This is a genomic window from Faecalibacterium sp. IP-1-18, assembly GCF_023347355.1.
In the GTDB taxonomy this organism is placed as follows: Bacteria; Bacillota; Clostridia; order Oscillospirales; family Ruminococcaceae; genus Faecalibacterium; species Faecalibacterium prausnitzii.
In genome coordinates this window covers 1484403-1505163 of the sequence record NZ_CP094472.1, presented here as the reverse complement: position 1 = coordinate 1505163, position 20761 = coordinate 1484403, and the positions used below count along the sequence as shown (strand labels likewise).

Below are 20761 nucleotides of genomic sequence, written 5' to 3'. Positions count from 1 at the left end.
TAAGGAGTGCTTGATTTATGATCCAGGGTACCTATTACAAAGAGTGGAGCACGGTTCTTGGCCGTGAGATGGAGTTTAAGGTGTACGGCCATGCCGGTGTGCCGGTGCTGGCACTGCCCGCCCGCGGCGGCCGTTTTTATGACTGGGAGAACAACGGAATGCCCGACGCCATTGCCCAGCTGCTGAACGAGGGCAAGGTGCAGCTGTTCTGCGCAGATGCCATGGACGGCGAAGGCCTTTTGAACGGTGATCTGCCCCAGCGCCGCCGCGCCGAGCTGCAGGAGAAGTATTTCGTCTACCTGACCGCTGAGCTTGCTCCCCGTATTCTGACCCTGAACAACGCCAAAAAGGGCACCCGGATCTGGACTGCCGGTGTAGACTTGGGCGCATACCACGCCGTCCACTGCCGTCTGCGCCGTCCCACCCTGTTTGCAGGTGCTGTGGGCATGGGCGGCATCTACGACCTGACCCGCTTCTGGGGCACCGACAGCGATGACATGGTGCTGCGCTGCGCTCCCCTTTCCTATTTGCAGGAGAACGGCATTGCCAACAAGCCTGCGCTGGCCAAGGCTGAGGAGAACAGCCTGATCCTCTGCGCCGGTCAGGGTGCCTACGAGGGCGATGCACTGGACGACACGCAGGCATTGGCTGATCTACTGAAGGATCAGGGTATGCCCGCGCATCTGGAGATCTGGGGCGGTGACGTCTCCCACGACTGGTACTGGTGGGGCAAGATGTGGAGCCTGTTTGCACCGCGCATTCTGGAAGTAAAGTAAGAGCTTACAACGAGGGAAAGCCTGTGGGCTTCCCTCGTTTTCTTATGTGCAACGGTTTTGAATGACTCTCGCGTGCGCTCCGGCCATGTTCAGCGGAATTTCATCTTTTAATTTATGGTTCAGAAACGCCTGCGGCGTTTCCGAACCATTTTTTTGTCAGCTGTACTATTTATATTTCATTTCCTACTTGAATTGTCGGATATTATATGCTATACTGCTGTTGCAAGAAAATATACCCCATGGGGGTTTATGAAAGGAGCGATTCCGATATGGAAGAGACCAAAAAGCACTGTTGCTGCTGCGTTGATACGCCGGAAGCGGACGCTGCGGCAGATACCGCTGTCCCCTGCTGCTGCCGCCACAAAGTGCGCAGCCCGGAGGAACACAAAGCTCTGCTCAACCGGCTGAACCGTATTGAAGGACAGGTGCGCGGCATCCGCGGGATGTTGGAAAAGGACGCCTACTGTGTGGACATTCTGGTACAGGTGGCCGCAGCCAATGCGGCGCTGAACAGCTTTTCCCGGGAATTGCTGGCACAGCACATCGGCAGCTGCGTGGCGGATGACCTGCGTGCCGGCAGTGACGAAAAGCTGGAGGAGCTGCTCCGGCTGCTGCCCAAGCTGATGAAATGACCGCCCGCCGGGCAGACTGACCACAAGGAGAAACAACAATGGAACAATTCAACGTTACCGGCATGAGCTGCGCGGCCTGCTCTGCCCGGGTAGAAAAGGCCGTAAAGAGCGTGCCGGGCGTTACCGGCTGTTCGGTAAGCCTGCTGACCAACTCCATGGGCGTAGAAGGCACCGCTGAGGATGCTGCCATTATCCGTGCCGTAGAGCAGGCCGGTTACGGCGCAAGCCCCAAAAAAGCCGCCGCAGCGGCCAGCACCAGCGCAGAGCTGGATGCGCTTGCCGACCACGAAACACCCAAGCTAAAGCGGCGGCTTATCGCCTCGCTGGGCTTTTTGCTGGTACTGATGTACTTTTCCATGGGGCACATGATGTGGGGCTGGCCGCTACCCCGCTGGTTTGACGGCAACCACATTGCCATGGGACTGGTACAGCTGTTGCTGGCAGGCATCGTGATGGTGATCAACCAGAAGTTTTTCATCAACGGCTTCAAGGGGCTGGTGCACCGCTCCCCCAACATGGATACGCTGGTGGCTATGGGCTCGATGGCAAGCTTTGTGTGGAGCACCTACGCCCTGTTTGCCATGACCGATGCGCAGCTGCACGGCAACGAAGAACTTGTCATGCACTATATGATGGAGTTCTATTTTGAGTCTGCCGCCATGATTTTGACCCTTATCACCGTGGGCAAAATGCTGGAGGCACGCTCCAAGGGCAAGACCACCGATGCACTCAAGAGCCTGATGAAGCTTGCCCCCAAGACCGCTACCCTGCTGCGGGACGGCACCGAGGTGACCGTACCCATTGAGCAGGTACAGAAGGAGGACATCTTTGTGGTGCGCCCGGGCGAGAACATCCCGGTGGACGGCATTGTGCTGGAGGGCAGCAGTGCCGTGAACGAGAGCGCGCTGACCGGCGAGAGCATCCCGGTAGACAAGGCCGTGGGCGATAAGGTAAGCGCTGCCACCACTAATCAGTCCGGCTATCTGCAGTGCCGCGCCACCCGCGTGGGCGAGGACACCACGCTGGCGCAGATCATCCGCATGGTCAGCGATGCCGCTGCTACCAAGGCACCCATTGCAAAGATTGCAGATACCGTATCCGGCTTTTTTGTGCCTGCGGTCATCAGCATTGCAGTGGTCACCACCCTTGTCTGGCTGCTGCTGGGGCGGGATGTAGGCTACGCGCTGGCGCGGGGCATCTCGGTGCTGGTCATCAGCTGCCCCTGTGCGCTGGGTCTGGCAACGCCGGTAGCTATTATGGTGGGCAACGGCCTTGGTGCGAAGAACGGCATCCTGTTCAAGACCGCTGCGGCGCTAGAGGAGGCCGGGCGCACCCGCATCGTGGCGCTGGACAAGACCGGCACCATCACCTGCGGCGAGCCTACCGTCACCGACCTTCTGCCCGCTGAAGGCGTGACCGAGACCGAACTGCTCACGCTGGCAGCCGCGCTGGAGGGTCGCAGCGAGCACCCGCTGGCGCGGGCAGTGCTGGCCTATGCGGAGGAAAAGCAGCTGGAGCTGCCCTCTGTTACCGATTTTACTGCCCTGCCGGGCAACGGCCTTACCGCCAAGCTGGAGGGTAAGGAGATTTTTGGCGGCAACGCTGCTTTTATTGGCACAAAGGTCTCTATCCCCGCTGCGCTGCAAACGCAGGCTGCTGCACTGGCCGCTCAGGGTAAAACGCCCCTGTTCTTTGGCGGCGCAGGTCGTCTGCTGGGCGTTATCGCGGTAGCAGATACCATCAAGGAGGACAGCCCGCAGGCCATCCGGGAGCTGCGAAATATGGGTATCCGGGTTGTGATGCTGACCGGCGATAATCAGCGCACCGCCGAGGCCATTGGCCGACAGGCCGGGGTGGACGAGGTGATTGCCGGGGTGCTGCCCGAGGGCAAGGAGGCCGTCATCCGGCAGCTGCAAAAGTACGGCAAGGTAGCTATGGTGGGTGACGGTATCAACGACGCCCCTGCCCTGACCCGCGCTGACACCGGCATTGCCATTGGCGCAGGCACAGACGTAGCCATTGACGCCGCAGACGTAGTACTGATGAACTCCAAGCTGTCGGACGTGCCCGCCGCCATCCGGCTGAGCCGCGCTTCCCTGCGCAACATCCACGAAAACCTGTTCTGGGCGTTTATCTATAACATCATCGGCATTCCGCTGGCAGCCGGTGTGTTCATCCCCTTGGGGCTGACGCTGAACCCCATGTTCGGCGCAGCTGCCATGAGCCTTTCCAGCTTCTGCGTGGTGAGCAACGCCTTGCGGCTGAACCTGTTTGACCTGCACAGCGCAAAGCGTGACCACCCGCCCAAACACGTCCCTGCCCTGCCCGCTGCCCTTGTGCAGCCCGCAGCGGAGGAAGATACAACTCAAAAGGAGGAGACCGCTATGAAAAAGACCCTGACCGTAGAAGGCATGATGTGCCCCCACTGTGAAGCCCGCGTCAAGAAGGCGCTGGAGGCTCTGCCGCAGGTGGACGAGGCTGTTGTCAGCCATGAAGCCGGTACTGCCATCGTTACCCTGAACGCAGAGGTGGATGATGAAGTGCTGAAGAAAGCCGTGGAGGCACAGGATTACCCTGTTACCAGCATCCAGTAAAGGGTATCAGCCACCACAAAATGCAAGAGGCAGCTGCGCAAAAATCTGCGCAGCTGCCTCTTTTGTAGCGGGACGATTTGAATGCGCGCCGCATTCGCTTTGCGCATCTTCAGAGGAAAGATTCTTTTTTATTTTAGAGCACCGGAGCGTCTGCGGACGCTCCGGTGCTCCATTTTTCCCCAAAAGCCGTTGCCGCAATTAGAACGCAAAAAGCCCGCTGCAAGGCAGATTGTCCTTACAGCGGGCAGAATAGATAACCGGGGAACCCTTATCAGACTTCGGTGTTGAAGTAGCGCTTCAGCAGGCCCTCGAAGCCACGGCCGTGACGGGCTTCATCCTTTGCCATCTCGTGGACGGTATCGTGGATGGCATCCAGATTCAGCGCCTTAGCCTTCTTTGCCAGATCCATCTTACCGGCGCAGGCACCGCACTCGGCCTCGGCACGCATCATCAGGTTCTTCTTGGTGCTGTCGGTCACGACCTCGCCCAGCAGCTCTGCAAAGCGGGATGCATGGTCAGCCTCTTCGTAAGCATAGCGCTTGTAGGCCTCGGCGATCTCGGGGTAGCCCTCACGCTCTGCCACGCGAGCCATAGCCAGATACATACCGACCTCGCTGCACTCGCCCTCGAAGTTTGCGCGCAGACCATCAACGATCTCCTGCGGCACGCCCTCTGCCTTGCCGATGCCAACAACATGCTCGGTGACGTAGGTGTTGCCGGTCTTTTCCACAAAAGCGGAAGCGGAAGCCTTGCAAACGGGGCACTGAGCGGGGATCTCACCCTCAGCGATATAACCACAAACGGTGCAAACGTATTTCTTCATAAGAATTTACCTCCATTCGATCTGTTAAAAATGATACAGGACGGAAACCACCCGCCTGTTGCTTCTATGCTGGGCAGCCGCGCTGCCGGGTATAGAAAGAGCCATGGAAGGGGGCTTTGTGTACTTCCCTTTCCATGGCTCTATTATAGCGAATAATTCCTAGTTAGTCAAGTATATTTTTAAGAATTATTCCTATTTATTAAAATCTGGCAGGATGCCCAAATTTCCTTATGGAAAACTGGACGCATTACCGGAATCAGACCTGCAGGTTGCCGCTGGTAGCAGCATCAGAACCGGCGGTAGCGTCAAACTCGTAGTCGTTGCCGGGCAGGATAGCGTTGAGCAGGATGCCTGCAATCGCAGCCACAGCCAGACCGGACAGGTTGATGGTGACACTGCCAACGGTAAAGCCAACGCCGCCCACAGAGTTAAAGCCCAGTGCGCACACCAGAATGACGGCGGCAACGATCAGGTTGCGGCTGTTGGTGAAGTCCACGCGGTTCTCCACCACGTTGCGCACACCGATAGCGGAGATCATTCCGTACAGCACAAAGCTGATACCGCCGATGATGCCGGTGGGGATAGTGTTGATGACGGCCTCAAACTTGGGGCTGAAGCTCAAGATGATAGCCAGCACAGCGGCAATGCGGATGACCAGCGGGTCGTAGATCTTGCTCAGTGCCAGCACGCCGGTGTTCTCGCCGTAGGTGGTGTTGGCGGGGCCGCCCAGCAGACCAGCCATGGTGGTGGCCAGACCATCGCCCATCAGGGTGCGGTTCAGGCCTGGGTCATTGATATAGTTGTGGCCAACGGTGGCGCTGATGGCGGCAATATCGCCAACGTGCTCCATCATGGTAGCCAGTGCGATGGGGATAATGGTGAACAGAGCGCTGATGAACTCCGGGCTGCCGTCAATGGCAAACAGACCCATAGCCTCCTTGTGCAGGGGGATGCCCAGCCAGGCGGCCTCGGAGATTTTCTGGAAGTCCACTGCGCCGGTGACCAGTGCCACTGCGTAGGAGACCAGCACACCGATGAGGATGGGCAGGATCTTGACCATGCCCTTGCCCCAGATGTTGCACACGATAACAGTGCCCAGTGCCACAAAGGCCAGCAGCCAGTTGGACTGGCAGTTGGTGATAGCAGAGGGAGCAAGGATCAGACCGATGGAGATAATGATGGGGCCGGTGACCACCGGCGGGAAGAACTTCATGATGCGGCGGATGCCAAAGGTGGAGATCAGCAGGCTGGCCACCAGATAGACCAGACCCGAGAATGCAATGGCAGCGCAGGCATACGGCAGCATCTTGGTGTTGGCAACGGTCAGGTTGCCATCGGCATCAGCCAGCATGGGAGCCACGATGGAGAAGCCGCCCAGATACGCAAAGGAGGAGCCGAGGAATGCCGGGACCTTCTTTTTGGTGATGAGGTGGAACAGCAGCGTGCCCAGACCGGCACACAGCAGAGTGGTGGAAACGCTCAGGCCTGTGAGCAGCGGCACCATAACCGTTGCGCCAAACATAGCAAACATATGCTGCACACCCAGAATAAACATCCGGCCTGTGCCAAGCTTTTTGGCGTCGTATACGCCCTTGGAGTAATCGATCTTTTCGCTCATAGAAAACCTCCTATCCTGTTATTCCCAAAAAAAGAGGCATTGCCGTTGAAACAGCAGTGCCTCTGAATTTCAGGAACAAGACCTCCACACAAAAACGGGAAAGAAGCAGCCATGCAGTCGCTCGCGCTTGAACATTGTGCTCCTCCCCTTCTTTTTGTGTTCTTTCCAACAACCGGAACCGCTCCGGCAAGGCAGCAGCAACGCCGCAGCCTTTTTGTTAAGTATAGCAGATTTTGGGCTTTCCAGCAAGGTGTTGACAGCTTTTTCTTACCTGTCACACCGCGCTGCGGACTGCGGGGGTTGCGCTTTTGGACGGAATGCCCTATAATAGAGCCTGTTCTTATTTCCTACCATTATAATGTGTTGATATTACAGGAGGCTTTATGCTCTATCTGGATTACTCTGCCAACACCCCTGTGGACGAGGAGGTGCTGCAATGCTTCTGCGAAGCTGAGCGGCGCTACCCGGGCAATGCCAATGCCCACCATCAGGCAGGCGCTACCGCAAAGGCTGCTATAAACGAGGCGACCCGCAGCATTGCCCGCTGTCTGGGCGCACCGCCTGCGGGCATCATCTATACCTCCGGTGCAAGCGAAGCCAACAACCTTGCCGTGAAGGGGCTGGCAGCGCTGGGAGGTGCGGCAGGCAGGCACATTCTCTCTTCTCCGCTGGAGCATTCGTCCGTCAGCGGCAGTCTGGAGGCACTGCAAAAGCAGGGGTACGAGGTGGAGCTGCTGGACATCCTGCCGGACGGCACAGTAGACCTTGCAGACCTGAAAAAGCGGCTGCGCCCGGACACCGTTCTGGTTGCTGTGACTGCCGTGGACAGCGAGTTGGGTGTAGTGCAGCCCATTGCAGAGATTGCAGAGCTTTTAAAGGCATACCCCAACTGCCATTTCCATGTGGACGCCACGCAGGCTGTGGGGAAAATTCCTGTGCAGTTTGAGGGCATGGACACCATGAGCCTGACAGCCCATAAGTTTTACGGGCTCAACGGCATCGGTGTGCTGGTAAAGCGGCTGGGGCTGGCACTGCCGCCCCTCATCCACGGCGGAGAGAGCACTACCCCCTACCGCAGCGGCACACCTACCATAGCCCTTGCCTGCTCGCTGGCGCTGGCTTTGGAAAAGGCTACTGCGGAGCTGCCAGCCCGCGCCGCAACTGTGCGCAGCCTGAATGACCGGCTGCGTGCAGAGCTTTCCCGCTATCCAAAAGTACGCATCAACAGCCCGGCAAACGCTGTGCCACATATCCTGAACCTGAGTGTGCAGGGCGTAAAGGGTACCGTGTTCCAGCGGGAGTTGGACACACGCGGGGTGTGCGTCTCGGTCAAATCCGCCTGTTCGTCCGATGGGTTGCCTTCCCGCGCAGTGCTTGCAGTCAGTCAAGACCGGCGCAACGCCCTTTCCTCTTGGCGCATCAGCCTGAGCCACCTTACCACAGAAGAGGAAGCGACCGCCTTTCTGCACGCCTTTGCAGACTGCTATAACACCCTGACCCAGTAAAGGAGCTGTGAAACAAAGCCGTTTGCAGCTGCCATAAACAAAAAGACCTTCCCGCTCTCCGGAACGGGAAGGTCTTTATAAATTGCTAATTAGCCTTGGAACTTACGTTCAAGGACAAAATCACTCAATGATCTTGCCAACAACGCCGGAACCAACGGTACGGCCACCCTCACGGATAGCGAAACGCAGGCCCTCTTCCATAGCAACAGGGGTCAGCAGCTCAACGTGCATCATGACGTTATCGCCGGGCATGCACATCTCGGTGCCTTCGGGCAGGGTGATGATGCCGGTCACGTCAGTGGTACGGAAGTAGAACTGAGGACGATAGTTGGAGAAGAAGGGAGTGTGACGGCCGCCTTCGTCCTTGGTCAGGACGTAGACCTGAGCCTCAAAGACGTTGTGGGGGTGCACAGAACCGGGCTTAGCCAGAACCTGGCCACGCTCGATCTGGGAACGATCAACACCACGCAGCAGAGCGCCGATGTTATCGCCAGCCTCAGCGAAGTCCAGAGACTTACGGAACATCTCCAGACCGGTGATGGTGGTGTTCAGACGGTCGGGCTTGATGCCGACGATCTCCATAGCATCGCCAACCTTGGCCATACCACGCTCAACACGACCGGTAGCAACGGTACCACGGCCAGAAATGGTCATGACATCCTCGATGGGCATCAGGAAGGGCTTGTCCTCCTCACGATCCGGGTTGGGGATGTAGGAATCAACAGCATCCATCAGTTCCTTGATGCAAGCGTAAGCGGGATCCTCGGGATCGTTGGGAGCCTCCAGAGCCTTCAGAGCGGAACCACGAATGATCGGGGTGTCGTCGCCCGGGAAGTCGTACTCGCTCAGCAGCTCACGGATCTCCATCTCGACCAGATCCAGCAGCTCTTCGTCATCGACCATATCGCACTTGTTCATGAACACAACGATATAGGGCACGCCGACCTGACGAGCCAGCAGGATGTGCTCACGGGTCTGGGGCATGGGACCATCGGTAGCAGCAACGACCAGAATAGCGCCGTCCATCTGAGCAGCACCAGTGATCATGTTCTTAACGTAGTCAGCATGGCCCGGGCAGTCAACGTGAGCGTAGTGACGCTTCTCGGTCTGATACTCAACGTGAGCGGAGTTGATCGTGATACCACGAGCGCGCTCCTCAGGAGCCTTATCGATGTTAGCGTAGTCCATGAACTCTGCATCACCCTTCAGAGCCAGGTACTTGGTGATAGCAGCGGTCAGAGTGGTCTTGCCGTGGTCAACGTGACCGATGGTGCCGATGTTAACATGCGGCTTAGAACGGTCGAACTTTGCCTTTTCAGCCATTGGAATATCCTCCCTTAATTTAGGTTTTGATATTGGTTACAACAACCCTGCAAAATGCAGACATTGCATTGCAAGGCTATTCTACTAAATTTGCCCTGTAAAATCAAGTGCTTTTACAGGAAATTTTGCCGGAGTTACACTACCCCGGCAAAATTCTTATGCTTTTCAGCGCTTAGCCCTTGGTACGGCCAGCAATGATCTGGTCAGCAATGTTCTTGGGAACCGGCTCGTAGTGAGAGGGCTCCATAACATACTGGCCACGACCCTGAGTCTTGGAACGCAGGTCGGTAGCGTAGCCGAACATCTGAGCCAGAGGCACAAATGCGTTGACACGCTGGGTACCGGCCATAGCCTCCATGCCCTGGATCTGACCACGGCGAGCGTTCAGGTCACCGATAACATCGCCCAGATATTCATCGGGAACGATAACAGCAACCTTCATGATGGGCTCGGTGATGATAGGATCAGCCTTGCGCATAGCATCCTTGAATGCCATAGAGCCAGCGATGGAGAAGGCCATTTCAGAGGAGTCGACCTCATGATAAGAACCATCCCACAGGGTGACCTTGACATCAACAACAGGATAGCCTGCCAGAACGCCAGCCTTCATTGCACCCTGAATACCGTTGTCGATAGCAGGGATGTATTCCTTCGGGATAGCGCCGCCAACGATAGCGTTGACGAACTCGTAACCCTTGCCGGGCTCGTTGGGTTCGATCTTGATCTTAACGTGACCGTACTGGCCCTTACCACCGGACTGACGTGCGTACTTGGTCTCCTGGTTGGCCTCCTTGCGGATGGTCTCACGGTAAGCAACCTGGGGTGCGCCCACGTTTGCCTCAACCTTGAACTCGCGCAGCAGACGGTCAACGATGATCTCCAGGTGCAGCTCGCCCATACCAGCAATAATGGTCTGGCCGGTCTCTTCATCGGTGTAGGTCTTGAAGGTCGGGTCCTCTTCGGCCAGCTTTGCCAGCGCGATGCCCATCTTCTCGTTGCCAGCCTTGGTCTTAGGCTCGATAGCAACGCGGATAACGGGCTCGGGGAACTTCATGGACTCCAGAATGATGGGATGATTCTCATCACACAGAGTATCACCAGTGGTGGTGTTCTTCAGACCGACAACAGCAGCAATATCACCTGCATAGCAGCAGTCGATATCCTTGCGGTGGTTGGAGTGCATCTGCAGGATGCGACCCATACGCTCCTTGCTGTCCTTCACAGAGTTGTAAACAGTAGTACCTGCCTCAACCTTACCGGAGTACACACGAAAGTATGCCAGCTTACCAACGAACGGGTCGGTAGCGATCTTGAAAGCCAAAGCTGCGAAGGGAGCGTCGTCGGAAGACGGACGGGTCTCCTGCTCTTCGGTCTCAGGATTCACACCCTTGATGTCCTCAACATCGGTAGGAGCGGGCATATAGTCAACGATAGCGTCCAGCAACTTCTGCACACCGCGGTTCTTGTAGGAAGAGCCGCAGACAACGGGAACCAGAGTATTTGCAATGGTTTCCTTGCGGATAGCCTTCTTCAGTTCCTCGCGGGTGATTTCCTCGCCCTCAAGGTACTTCTCCATCAACTCTTCGTCGTTCTCGGCAACAGCCTCGACCAGAATGTTACGGTACTCTTCAGCCTGCTCGAGCATATCCTCGGGGATGGGCTCGGTACGCATATCGTTGCCCATGTCGTCGTAGTAGACCTCAGCGTTCATATCGACCAAGTCAACGATACCGCGGAAGGTATCCTCCTGACCGATGGGCAGCTGGATGGCCACGCCGTTGGCGTGCAGACGATCATGCAGCATCTTGATGCAGCGGAAGAAGTCAGCACCCATGGTGTCCATCTTGTTGACGTACACCATACGGGGGACTTTGTATTCATCAGCCTGACGCCAAACGGTCTCAGACTGAGGCTCGACACCACCCTTTGCGGCCAGAACGGTCACAGAACCGTCCAGAACGCGCAGAGAGCGCTGGACCTCAACAGTGAAGTCCACGTGGCCCGGAGTGTCGATAATGTTGATGCGGTGACGATTCTTCTTGAACGCGACCGGATCCTTCTGGGTCTCGGAGTGAGACCAGTAGCAGGTGGTAGCAGCGGAAGTGATGGTGATACCACGCTCCTGCTCCTGAACCATCCAGTCCATCGTGGCACCGCCATCGTGGACCTCACCGATCTTATGGTTGATACCGGTGTAGTACAGGATACGCTCGGTAGTGGTCGTCTTGCCGGCATCGATATGAGCCATAATGCCGATATTTCTCGTCATCTGAAGAGAAACTTCTCTGGGTGTAGCCATGAAATTAACCTCCTACAGAACAGATCAATAACGGAAATGTGCGAAAGCCTTGTTAGCTTCTGCCATCTTGTGAGTGTCCTCACGCTTCTTCACGGCGTTACCAGTGTTGTTGGCAGCATCCATGATCTCAGCAGCCAGACGCTGTGCCATGGTCTTCTCACCACGGGTGCGGCTGTAGGCAGTCAGCCAGCGCAGACCCAGAGTCTCGCGGCGAGCGGGGCTGACCTCCAAGGGAACCTGGTAGTTAGCGCCACCAACACGGCGGGTCTTGCACTCGAGGCTGGGCATGATGTTCTCCATCGCCTTCTCGAAAGTCTCCAGAGGATCGTTGCCGGTCTTTTCCTGAATCATGGAGAAAGCTTCGTAAACGATCTTCTGAGCGACGCCCTTCTTGCCATCCAGCATGACGCTGTTGACCAAGCGGGTGACCATCTTGGAATTGTAAATAGGATCAGCTAAGACATCGCGCTTAGCAATGTTACCTCTTCTAGGCATCTTTCTTCCCTCCTTCACAGAATGATATCATCGGTACTCGAAAGTAATAAAACTCCCGTTGTGTCACAAAGAGCTGACCTTACATAAACCGTTACCCTCCGCTTTTAAGCGGACTTGTTATTTATATAAAGGAAAGCCGTTTATGGCGGTTGTCCTCAATTACTTCTTTGCAGCACCGGCCTTAGGACGCTTTGCGCCGTACTTGGAGCGGGCCTGATTACGGCCTGCCACACCCTGAGTATCCAGGGTACCACGGATGATGTGGTAACGCACACCGGGCAGGTCCTTAACACGGCCGCCACGGATCAGCACGACGGAGTGCTCCTGCAGGTTATGGCCGATACCGGGAATGTAAGAGGTGACCTCGATACCATTCGTGAGGCGGACACGAGCAACCTTACGCAGAGCAGAGTTAGGCTTCTTGGGGGTCATGGTACGAACTGCAGTGCAGACACCACGCTTCTGGGGGCTGCTCAGATCAGAGTACTGCTTCTTCTGAGAGTTATAAGTCTTCTGCAGAGCGGGAGCGGTGCTCTTGGTAGTCAGGACCTCACGGCCTTTGCGTACAAGCTGGTTAAAAGTAGGCATTTTGTTTCTCCTTTCTTAATGATGAACATCGGAAGATTTTCCGACTTTTTTGCCGCACTATCCCCATGAGGGACGCGCAACAGTTATATAATACCCGCTTTGCGGCCGGATGTCAACAGTTTTTGCAAATTTTTTTGTATTTATTCCAGATTTTTTCTTTCAGACAGTTTTTGGCAGAAAAAGTGCCTTTTCCATCCCCTGCTGCGCTGCCTTTGGCACGCAAAAACCGCCCCGCAGGCTTTCGCCCACGGAGCGGTTTTGTTTAACGGATCAGATTCTGACAGATGCCGCGCTTACTGTGCGGAGGCAGCCAGCTCGGCTGCGATCTCGGCATCGCGCTCAGCCTCACGGTTCTTCAGATCCTCACGCACCTCCGGCAGACCGGTACCGGCGGGGATCAGCTTACCGATGATGACGTTCTCCTTCAGACCGGACAGCGGGTCGACCTTACCCTTGATGGCGGCCTCGGTCAACACGCGGGTGGTCTCCTGGAAGGATGCAGCGGACAGGAAGGAGTCGTTGGCCAGAGCAGCCTTGGTGATGCCCAGCAGCACCTGCTGGTACTCCACCAGCTTCAGACCCTCTTCGCCTGCATCAATGCGCTTCTGCAGATCGGCATTGATGTTCTCCACCTCCAGACGGCTTGCCAGAGCACCGCCGATCAGGTTGGAGGAGCCGGAGTCGGTCACGCGCACCTTGCGGCACATCTGACGGACGATGACTTCGATATGCTTATCGTTGATCTCAACGCCCTGCAGACGGTAGACCTTCTGGACCTCGTTGATCAGGTAGTTCTGCACGTCCTCCAGACCCTTGATGGCCAGAATATCCTGCGGGTACAGCACGCCCTCGCGGGTGATGATGTCGCCCTTCTCCACACGGTCGCCGGGCATCACGCGGGAATGCTGGGTGAACGGGATGGAGTAGCTCTTGACTTCCTCTGCACCGTTCTCGTCCTTGCCGGTGACCTTGATGACCACGTTCTTCTTGGTGTCGTCCTGAGAGACCACACCGGAGATCTCGCTCATGATGGCCATGCTCTTGGGACGGCGGCTCTCGAACAGCTCCTCAACACGGGGCAGACCCTGTGTAATATCCTCGGCAGATGCGATACCGCCGGTATGGAAAGTACGCATGGTCAGCTGAGTACCGGGCTCGCCGATGGACTCTGCGGCGATAACACCGACAGACTCGCCCAGACGGACCGGCTCGCCGTTGGCCATATCGGAACCGTAGCAGCGTGCGCAGACGCCGGTCTTTGCACGGCAGGTCAGCAGGCTGCGGATTTTCAGACGGGTGATACCGGCTGCCTCGATCTCGTTGGCATCGTACAGGTCGATCATCTTGCCCTCGGGCACGATGACCTTGCCGGTGATGGGATTGACCACATCGCCCACGGCAAAACGGCCGATCAGACGCTCGCGGAAGCTCTCGATCTTCTCCTTGCCCTCGTGGATCTCAGAGACCCACAGGCCATCTGTGGTGCCGCAGTCGATCTCGCGGACGATGACGTCCTGAGAAACATCGACCATGCGGCGGGTCAGGTAACCGGAGTCGGCAGTACGCAGAGCGGTATCAGCCAGACCCTTACGAGCACCACGGGCAGAAACGAAATATTCCAGAATGTTCAGACCTTCGCGGTAGTTTGCACGAATGGGCATCTCGATGGTGTGACCGGCGGTGTTTGCCAGCAGGCCGCGCATACCAGCCAGCTGCTTGATCTGGTTCATAGAACCACGAGCACCGGAGTCTGCCATCATATAGATCTCGTTGTCCTTGGGCAGGTTGTCTGCCAGAGCCTTGGAGACCTTATCGGTGGTCTTCTGCCAGATATCGATGGTCTTGTTGTAACGCTCGTTATCCGAGATCAGACCACGGTTGAACAGCTTGCCGACCTTGGCGATCTCCTTATCGGCCTCGGCGATCAGCTCCTGCTTCTGGGGCGGGATCACAGCGTCGCACACAGCCACGGAGATAGCGGACAGGGTGGAGTACTTATAGCCCTGTGCCTTGATGGCATCCAGCATCTTAGCACACTTGCGGGTGCCGTTGCGGGTCATGCAGCGGGAGATGATCTCGGGCAGGGTCTTTTTGGTCACGCGGAAGCTGACCTCGTACTCCAGCCAGTGCTCGGGATCGGTACGATCCACATAGCCCAGGTTCTGGGGAATGGGATTGTTGAAGATGATGCGGCCGGCGGTGGCATCCACCAGACCGGTGCGCTCCACGCCGTCAATGGTCATGGTGCGGCGCACCTTGATGGGCGCGTGCAGGGTGATGACGTGCTCGGCGTAAGCCATCAGAACCTCGTTCTCATCACGGAACACCTTGCCTGCGCCCTCGTCGTTCTCGCGGACGGTGGTCAGGTAGTAGCTGCCCAGAATCATATCCTGCGTAGGCACGGTAACAGGTGCGCCGTCAGAGGGTTTCAGCAGGTTGCCGGAAGCCAGCATCAGCATCTTGGCTTCACGGCAGGCATCCTCACTCAGAGGCAGATGGACTGCCATCTGGTCGCCGTCGAAGTCGGCGTTGAATGCGGTACAGGCCAGCGGGTGCAGCTTGACGGCACGGCCTTCCACCAGCACGGGGTTGAAGGCCTGAATGCCCAGACGGTGCAGGGTAGGTGCACGGTTCAGCAGCACGGGGTGACCCTTGATAACGGTCTCGAGGCTGTCCCAGACTTCGGGCTTTGCACGCTCGACCATCTTGCGGGCGGACTTGATGTTGTTGGCAATGCCCTTCTCCACTAGATCCTTCATGACAAAGGGCTTGAACAGCTCCAGAGCCATCTCCTTGGGCAGACCGCACTGATCCATCTTCAGCTCAGGGCCGACGACGATAACGGAACGGCCGGAGTAGTCAACACGCTTGCCCAGCAGGTTCTGACGGAAACGGCCCTGCTTGCCCTTCAGCAGATCGGAAAGGCTCTTCAGTGCACGGTTGTTGGGGCCGGTGACCGGACGGCCGCGGCGGCCGTTGTCGATCAGGCTGTCCACAGCCTCCTGCAGCATCCGCTTCTCGTTGCGCACGATGATGTCGGGAGCGCCCAGCTCCAGCAGGCGGCGCAGACGGTTGTTGCGGTTGATGACGCGGCGGTACAGATCGTTCAGGTCGGAGGTGGCGAAGCGGCCGCCGTCCAGCTGAACCATGGGGCGCAGGTCAGGCGGCAGCACGGGCAGCACGTCCATGACCATCCACTCGGGGCGGTTACCGGAGATGCGGAAAGCCTCCACGACCTCCAGACGCTTGAGGATGCGCACGCGCTTCTGGCCGGAGGACTTCTCCACCTCGGCGGTCAGCTCAGCGCTCAGCTGATCCAGATCGATCTCCTTCAGCAGGGTCTGGACAGCCTCGGCGCCCATGGCAGCCTCGAACTCGTCGCCGTAGCGCTCGCACATTTCGCGGTATTCCTTCTCGGTCAGCAGCTGCTTTTTATCCAGCGGGGTCAGACCGGGATCGGTGACGATATAGCTTGCAAAGTACAGCACCTTTTCCAGCAGGCGGGGGCTGATGTCCAGCATCAGGCCGATGCGGCTGGGGATGCCCTTGAAGTACCAGATGTGGCTCACAGGAGCGGCCAGCTCGATGTGACCCATACGCTCACGGCGGACCTTGGCCTTGGTGACCTCGACGCCGCAGCGATCACACACCTTGCCCTTGTAACGGATGCGCTTGTACTTACCGCAGTGGCACTCCCAGTCCTTGGTAGGTCCAAAAATGCGCTCGCAGTACAGGCCGTCACGCTCCGGCTTCAGGGTGCGGTAGTTGATGGTTTCGGGCTTTTTGACCTCGCCGTAGCTCCAAGCGCGGATCTGCTCCGGGGAGGCAAGGCCGATTTTAATGGAATCGAAAACGTTGTTTTCCATGAAACGAACCCTTTCTTAATCTCTAGTTGTTTCGATGATACAGGCGGCTTTTCTGTTACAGGATCACAGGCGCTTCTCCCCTGCCGCAGCACGCGGCCAAAGGGGAAGGCTGTGTTGTGTATCCAAATCAGAAATCTACTTCGTCAGAAGCAGCCGGAGCCTCGGCACCGGAGTTATCGTCCTCCAGCACAGAAGGATCATCGAAACCTGCATCGGCGTCCTTGATGTTGTAATCAGTCAGTTCGCTCTCCTGCACCACAGTCTCGGTACCGGCAACGTCACGCATATCAAAGCCGGTCTCTTCATCGTCGAAGTTCTGGCGCATATCGATCTCGTTGCCGTCCTTATCCTGCACGATCACGTCCATACCCAGAGACTGCAGTTCCTTCAGCATAACGCGGAAGGACTCGGGGATGCCGGGCTGCGGGATGGGCTCGCCCTTGACGATGGCTTCGTAGGTCTTGACACGACCCTCCACATCATCGGACTTGACAGTCAGGATCTCCTGCAGGGTGTAAGCGGCGCCGTAAGCTTCCAGTGCCCAGACCTCCATCTCGCCGAAGCGCTGACCGCCGAACTGAGCCTTGCCGCCCAGAGGCTGCTGAGTGACCAGAGAGTAGGGGCCGGTGGAACGGGCGTGGATCTTATCGTCGACCAGGTGATGCAGCTTGAGGTAGTACATATAACCAACGGTAACGCGGTTATCAAACTTTTCACCGGTACGGCCATCGTAAACGGTGGTCTTGCCGTCACGATCCAGCTCGATCTTGGAGAAGTCGATGATGTGGCCCTTCTCGCCCATGATCTTGGGCAGCTTGGTGGGATATGCGGGAGCATTCTCGCCGTGCCACATCTCGCGGGCGGTATCAAAAGCATCGCCGATGTCGTTCTCACGGGCAGAGTCAAAGACAGGGGTCATGACCTTGATGCCGCAGGCCTTGGCAGCGTAGCCGAGGTTGACTTCCAGCACCTGACCGATATTCATACGGGAAGGCACGCCCAGCGGGTTCAGCACGATGTCCAGCGGAGTGCCGTCGGGCAGGTAGGGCATATCCTCCTGCGGCAGGATGCGGGAAACGACACCCTTGTTACCGTGACGGCCTGCCATCTTATCGCCGACGCTGATCTTACGCTTCTGAGCGATATAGCAGCGGACGACCTCGCGCACACCGGGCTGCAGCTCATCGCTGTTCTCCGGGGTAAAGACCTTGACATCCACAATGATGCCGTATGCGCCGTGGGGCACACGCAGAGAGGTATCGCGCACCTCGCGGGCTTTCTCACCGAAGATGGCACGCAGCAGGCGCTCCTCAGCAGTCAGCTCGGTCTCACCCTTCGGGGTGACCTTACCGACCAGAATATCGCCGCTCTTGACCTCGGCACCGATGCGGATGATGCCGCGCTCGTCCAGATCTTTCAGGGCGTCCTCAGAAACGTTGGGGATGTCGCGGGTGATCTCTTCGGGTCCCAGCTTGGTATCGCGGCTCTCGGTCTCGTACTCCTCGATGTGGATGGAGGTGTACACGTCCTCACGCACGATCTTCTCGTTCAGCAGGACGGCGTCCTCGTAGTTGTAGCCCTCCCAGGTCATGAAGCCGATCAGGGCGTTCTTACCCAGAGAGATCTCGCCGTTGCGCATTGCGGGGCCATCGGCCAGCACCTGACCGGCGGTGACGGTCTCGCCCACTTCTACGATGGGGCGCTGGTTGATGCAGGTGCCTGCGTTGGAGCGGGCAAACTTGATCAGAGAATAATCCTCCAGAGCGCCCTGCTCGTTGCGCACCACAACATGGTCGGCATCGACCTTTTCCACAACGCCGTTGCTCTTGGCCAGCACAGCAGTGCCGGAATCGGTAGCAGCCTTGTACTCCATACCGGTAGCAACAATGGGCTGCTGGGTGACCATCAGAGGCACTGCCTGACGCTGCATGTTAGAGCCCATCAGTGCACGGTTACAGTCATCGTTCTCCAGGAAGGGGATGCAAGCGGTAGCAACAGAGACCATCATTCGCGGAGAAACGTCCATGTAATCGACCTTCTCTGCGTCGATTTCCAAGATCTCGTCGCGGCGGCGGGCAGACACACGGGGACGGATGAAGTGCTTGCCTTCATCCAGCGGCTCGTTGGCCTGTGCCACAACGTACTCGTCCTCCACATCGGCGGTCATATACTCCACCTCGTCGGTGACGACCTGCTCGATGAGGTTGTTGTTCTCGTCGTAGATCTTCTTGACCTTGCGGTAGGGAGCCTCCACGAAGCCGTACTCGTTGATCTTGGCGTAGGATGCCAGATAGGAGATCAGACCGATGTTGGGGCCTTCAGGGGTCTCAATGGGGCACATACGGCCATAGTGGCTGTAATGAACGTCGCGGACTTCGAAGCCTGCGCGGTCACGGCTCAGACCGCCGGGGCCCAGAGCAGACAGACGGCGCTTGTGGGTCAGCTCAGCCAGAGGGTTATTCTGATCCATGAACTGAGACAGCGGAGAGGAGCCGAAGAACTCCTTGATGGCTGCCACCACAGGACGGATGTTGATCAGTGCCTGCGGAGTGATGACGCTCTGATCCTGACTCTGCAGGGTCATACGCTCACGGATGACGCGCTCCATACGGGAGAAACCGATGCGGAACTGGTTCTGCAGCAGCTCGCCCACGCTGCGGATACGGCGGTTGCCCAGATGGTCGATATCATCGGTGGTGCCGATGCCGTAGCCCAGACCGTTCAGGTAGTTGATGGAGGACAGGATATCGTCGATGGTGACGGTACGGCCGATGAGCAGGTCGTGATCCTTCTTCAGGCTCTCCATGACCTCCTCGGCGCTGGAGGCGTTATCAAGGATCTTGCGCAGCTCCTTGAGGCAGCAGCGCTCGTTGATGCCGCACTCCTTGACATCCACACCCTTGAATGCGGGGTAGTAGCTGTCGATGATGGCCTGTGCATCCACGCAGCCGTTGGTGATGACCTTGACCTTGTGGGGCTGATCCTTCATGGGATCATCGATCTTCAGCACGACCAGATTCACGCCGGCAGCATCGATCCGCTCGGCCAGCTTGCGGTCGATCTTCTTGTCGGCCTCGACAAGGATCTCACCGGTGAAGGGATCCACCACGTTCTCTGCGGCCACATGGTCCATGATGCGGCGTGCCAGAGACAGCTTCTTATTCATCTTATAGCGGCCGAAGCGGGACAGGTCGTACCGGCGCGGATCGAAGAACAGCATATCGATCTGGCTGGTAGCGGACTCCACCGTGGGGGGCTCGCCGGGGCGCAGCTTGCGATAGACCTCCAGCAGGCCCTCCTCGCGGTTCTTGGTGGTATCCTTTTCCAGCGTGGCCAGAATGCGCTCGTCCTCGCCGAAGTAGTTCAGGATATCCTCGTTAGAGGACAGGCCCAGTGCACGGCACAGCACGGTGACGGGCAGCTTACGGTTCTTATCGATACGGACATAGAACACGTTGGCGGCATCGGTCTCGTACTCCAGCCATGCACCGCGGTTGGGGTTCATGGTGGCGCTGTACAGGTCGTTGCCGACCTTATCCTTCGCATGGCCGTAGAACACACCGGGAGAGCGGACCAACTGGCTGACGATTGCACGCTCGGCACCGTTGATGACAAAGGTGCCTGCGTCGGTCATCAGGGGGAAGTCACCCATGAAGATCTCCTGATCCTTCACCTCGCCGGTCTCCTTGTTCAGCAGACGGGCGGTGACGCGCAGGGGGGCTGCAAAGGTAACGTCGCGCTCCTTGCACTCCTTGATGCTGTACTTCGGCTCCTTATCCAGCCGGAAGTCCACAAAGCTCAGTGCCAGATTGCCGGTGTAGTCCTCAATGGTGCCGATATCGTGGAAGACCTCCTTCAGGCCTTCATCCAGGAACCACTGATACGAGTTCTTCTGCACCTCGATCAGGTTCGGCATACTGATGACTTCGTCGATGTGGGAGAAGCTCATGCGCTCGGTTTTGCCGAGCTTTACGGGCTTGACTTTCATCATAAAATCAACCACTCCTTACTTTTATATTCTACGGGATGTCGTATACGCGGGTCAAATTTGAGCAGACACACATAATTCGACCCGCGTCCTGTGGAACCTTCCGGCATTTTGCACAAACTTTTCGGGGTGACCCCTCAAGTGGCAGCCATCACAGCTCCCTTTTTGACGCACTAGTCCATTATGTGATACTAATGTAGTATACACCCCAAAACTCCTGTTGTCAAGCCATTTTTCAGTTTTTTGCCGAAATA

At 57.4% G+C, this 20761-nt stretch carries 12 protein-coding genes; 4 read left to right on the top strand and 8 right to left on the bottom strand.

What is annotated here, in order from left to right:
- The first annotated feature begins 17 nt into the window (after nucleotides 1–17).
- From MTP43_RS07115 to MTP43_RS07105, 3 genes are all read left to right on the top strand, one after another.
- Nucleotides 18–776: an esterase family protein gene (locus tag MTP43_RS07115; RefSeq protein ID WP_154251451.1), complete on the top strand. Its 759-nt coding sequence runs from the start codon at nucleotides 18–20 to the stop codon at nucleotides 774–776.
- A 269-nt stretch (nucleotides 777–1045) separates the two neighbouring features.
- Nucleotides 1046–1408: a metal-sensing transcriptional repressor gene (locus MTP43_RS07110; protein WP_015538454.1), complete on the top strand. Its 363-nt coding sequence runs from the start codon at nucleotides 1046–1048 to the stop codon at nucleotides 1406–1408.
- A 38-nt stretch (nucleotides 1409–1446) separates the two neighbouring features.
- Nucleotides 1447–4002, top strand: coding sequence for a heavy metal translocating P-type ATPase (locus tag MTP43_RS07105; protein WP_015538453.1), 2556 nt, complete (start codon nucleotides 1447–1449; stop codon nucleotides 4000–4002).
- 271 nt (nucleotides 4003–4273) lie between these two features.
- Here the strand turns inward: MTP43_RS07105 and MTP43_RS07100 are convergent, their stop codons facing one another.
- Nucleotides 4274–4825 carry a ferritin family protein gene (locus MTP43_RS07100; RefSeq protein ID WP_249235182.1) on the bottom strand — a complete coding sequence of 184 codons (552 nt, stop codon included), beginning with the start codon at nucleotides 4823–4825 and terminating at the stop codon, nucleotides 4274–4276.
- 256 nt (nucleotides 4826–5081) lie between these two features.
- Nucleotides 5082–6443 carry a uracil-xanthine permease family protein gene (locus MTP43_RS07095; protein ID WP_097783906.1) on the bottom strand — a complete coding sequence of 454 codons (1362 nt, stop codon included), beginning with the start codon at nucleotides 6441–6443 and terminating at the stop codon, nucleotides 5082–5084.
- A gap of 383 nt (nucleotides 6444–6826) precedes the next feature.
- Here MTP43_RS07095 and MTP43_RS07090 point away from each other — a divergent pair, with 383 nt between their 5' ends.
- Nucleotides 6827–7948 (top strand): cysteine desulfurase family protein, encoded by a 1122-nt coding sequence (locus MTP43_RS07090; protein WP_097783905.1) that lies wholly within the window; start codon nucleotides 6827–6829, stop codon nucleotides 7946–7948.
- Between the two features lie 120 nt (nucleotides 7949–8068).
- On the opposite strand, the gene tuf is transcribed toward MTP43_RS07090, so the two are convergent.
- The 6 genes from tuf to rpoB form a co-directional block, all read right to left on the bottom strand.
- Complete coding sequence (gene tuf, locus MTP43_RS07085) at nucleotides 8069–9271, bottom strand: elongation factor Tu (protein ID WP_005926172.1); 1203 nt, start codon at nucleotides 9269–9271, stop codon at nucleotides 8069–8071.
- A gap of 172 nt (nucleotides 9272–9443) precedes the next feature.
- Nucleotides 9444–11570 carry an elongation factor G gene (gene fusA / locus MTP43_RS07080; protein WP_117526198.1) on the bottom strand — a complete coding sequence of 709 codons (2127 nt, stop codon included), beginning with the start codon at nucleotides 11568–11570 and terminating at the stop codon, nucleotides 9444–9446.
- 24 nt (nucleotides 11571–11594) lie between these two features.
- Nucleotides 11595–12065, bottom strand: coding sequence for a 30S ribosomal protein S7 (gene rpsG / locus MTP43_RS07075; RefSeq protein WP_005926179.1), 471 nt, complete (start codon nucleotides 12063–12065; stop codon nucleotides 11595–11597).
- A 159-nt stretch (nucleotides 12066–12224) separates the two neighbouring features.
- Nucleotides 12225–12653 carry a 30S ribosomal protein S12 gene (gene rpsL / locus MTP43_RS07070; protein ID WP_005926182.1) on the bottom strand — a complete coding sequence of 143 codons (429 nt, stop codon included), beginning with the start codon at nucleotides 12651–12653 and terminating at the stop codon, nucleotides 12225–12227.
- A gap of 293 nt (nucleotides 12654–12946) precedes the next feature.
- Nucleotides 12947–16519 carry a DNA-directed RNA polymerase subunit beta' gene (gene rpoC, locus MTP43_RS07065; protein WP_005926184.1) on the bottom strand — a complete coding sequence of 1191 codons (3573 nt, stop codon included), beginning with the start codon at nucleotides 16517–16519 and terminating at the stop codon, nucleotides 12947–12949.
- A gap of 127 nt (nucleotides 16520–16646) precedes the next feature.
- On the bottom strand, nucleotides 16647–20510 hold the full coding sequence (gene rpoB, locus MTP43_RS07060) for a DNA-directed RNA polymerase subunit beta (protein WP_249235181.1): 3864 nt from the start codon (nucleotides 20508–20510) through the stop codon (nucleotides 16647–16649).
- Nucleotides 20511–20761 lie beyond the last annotated feature (251 nt).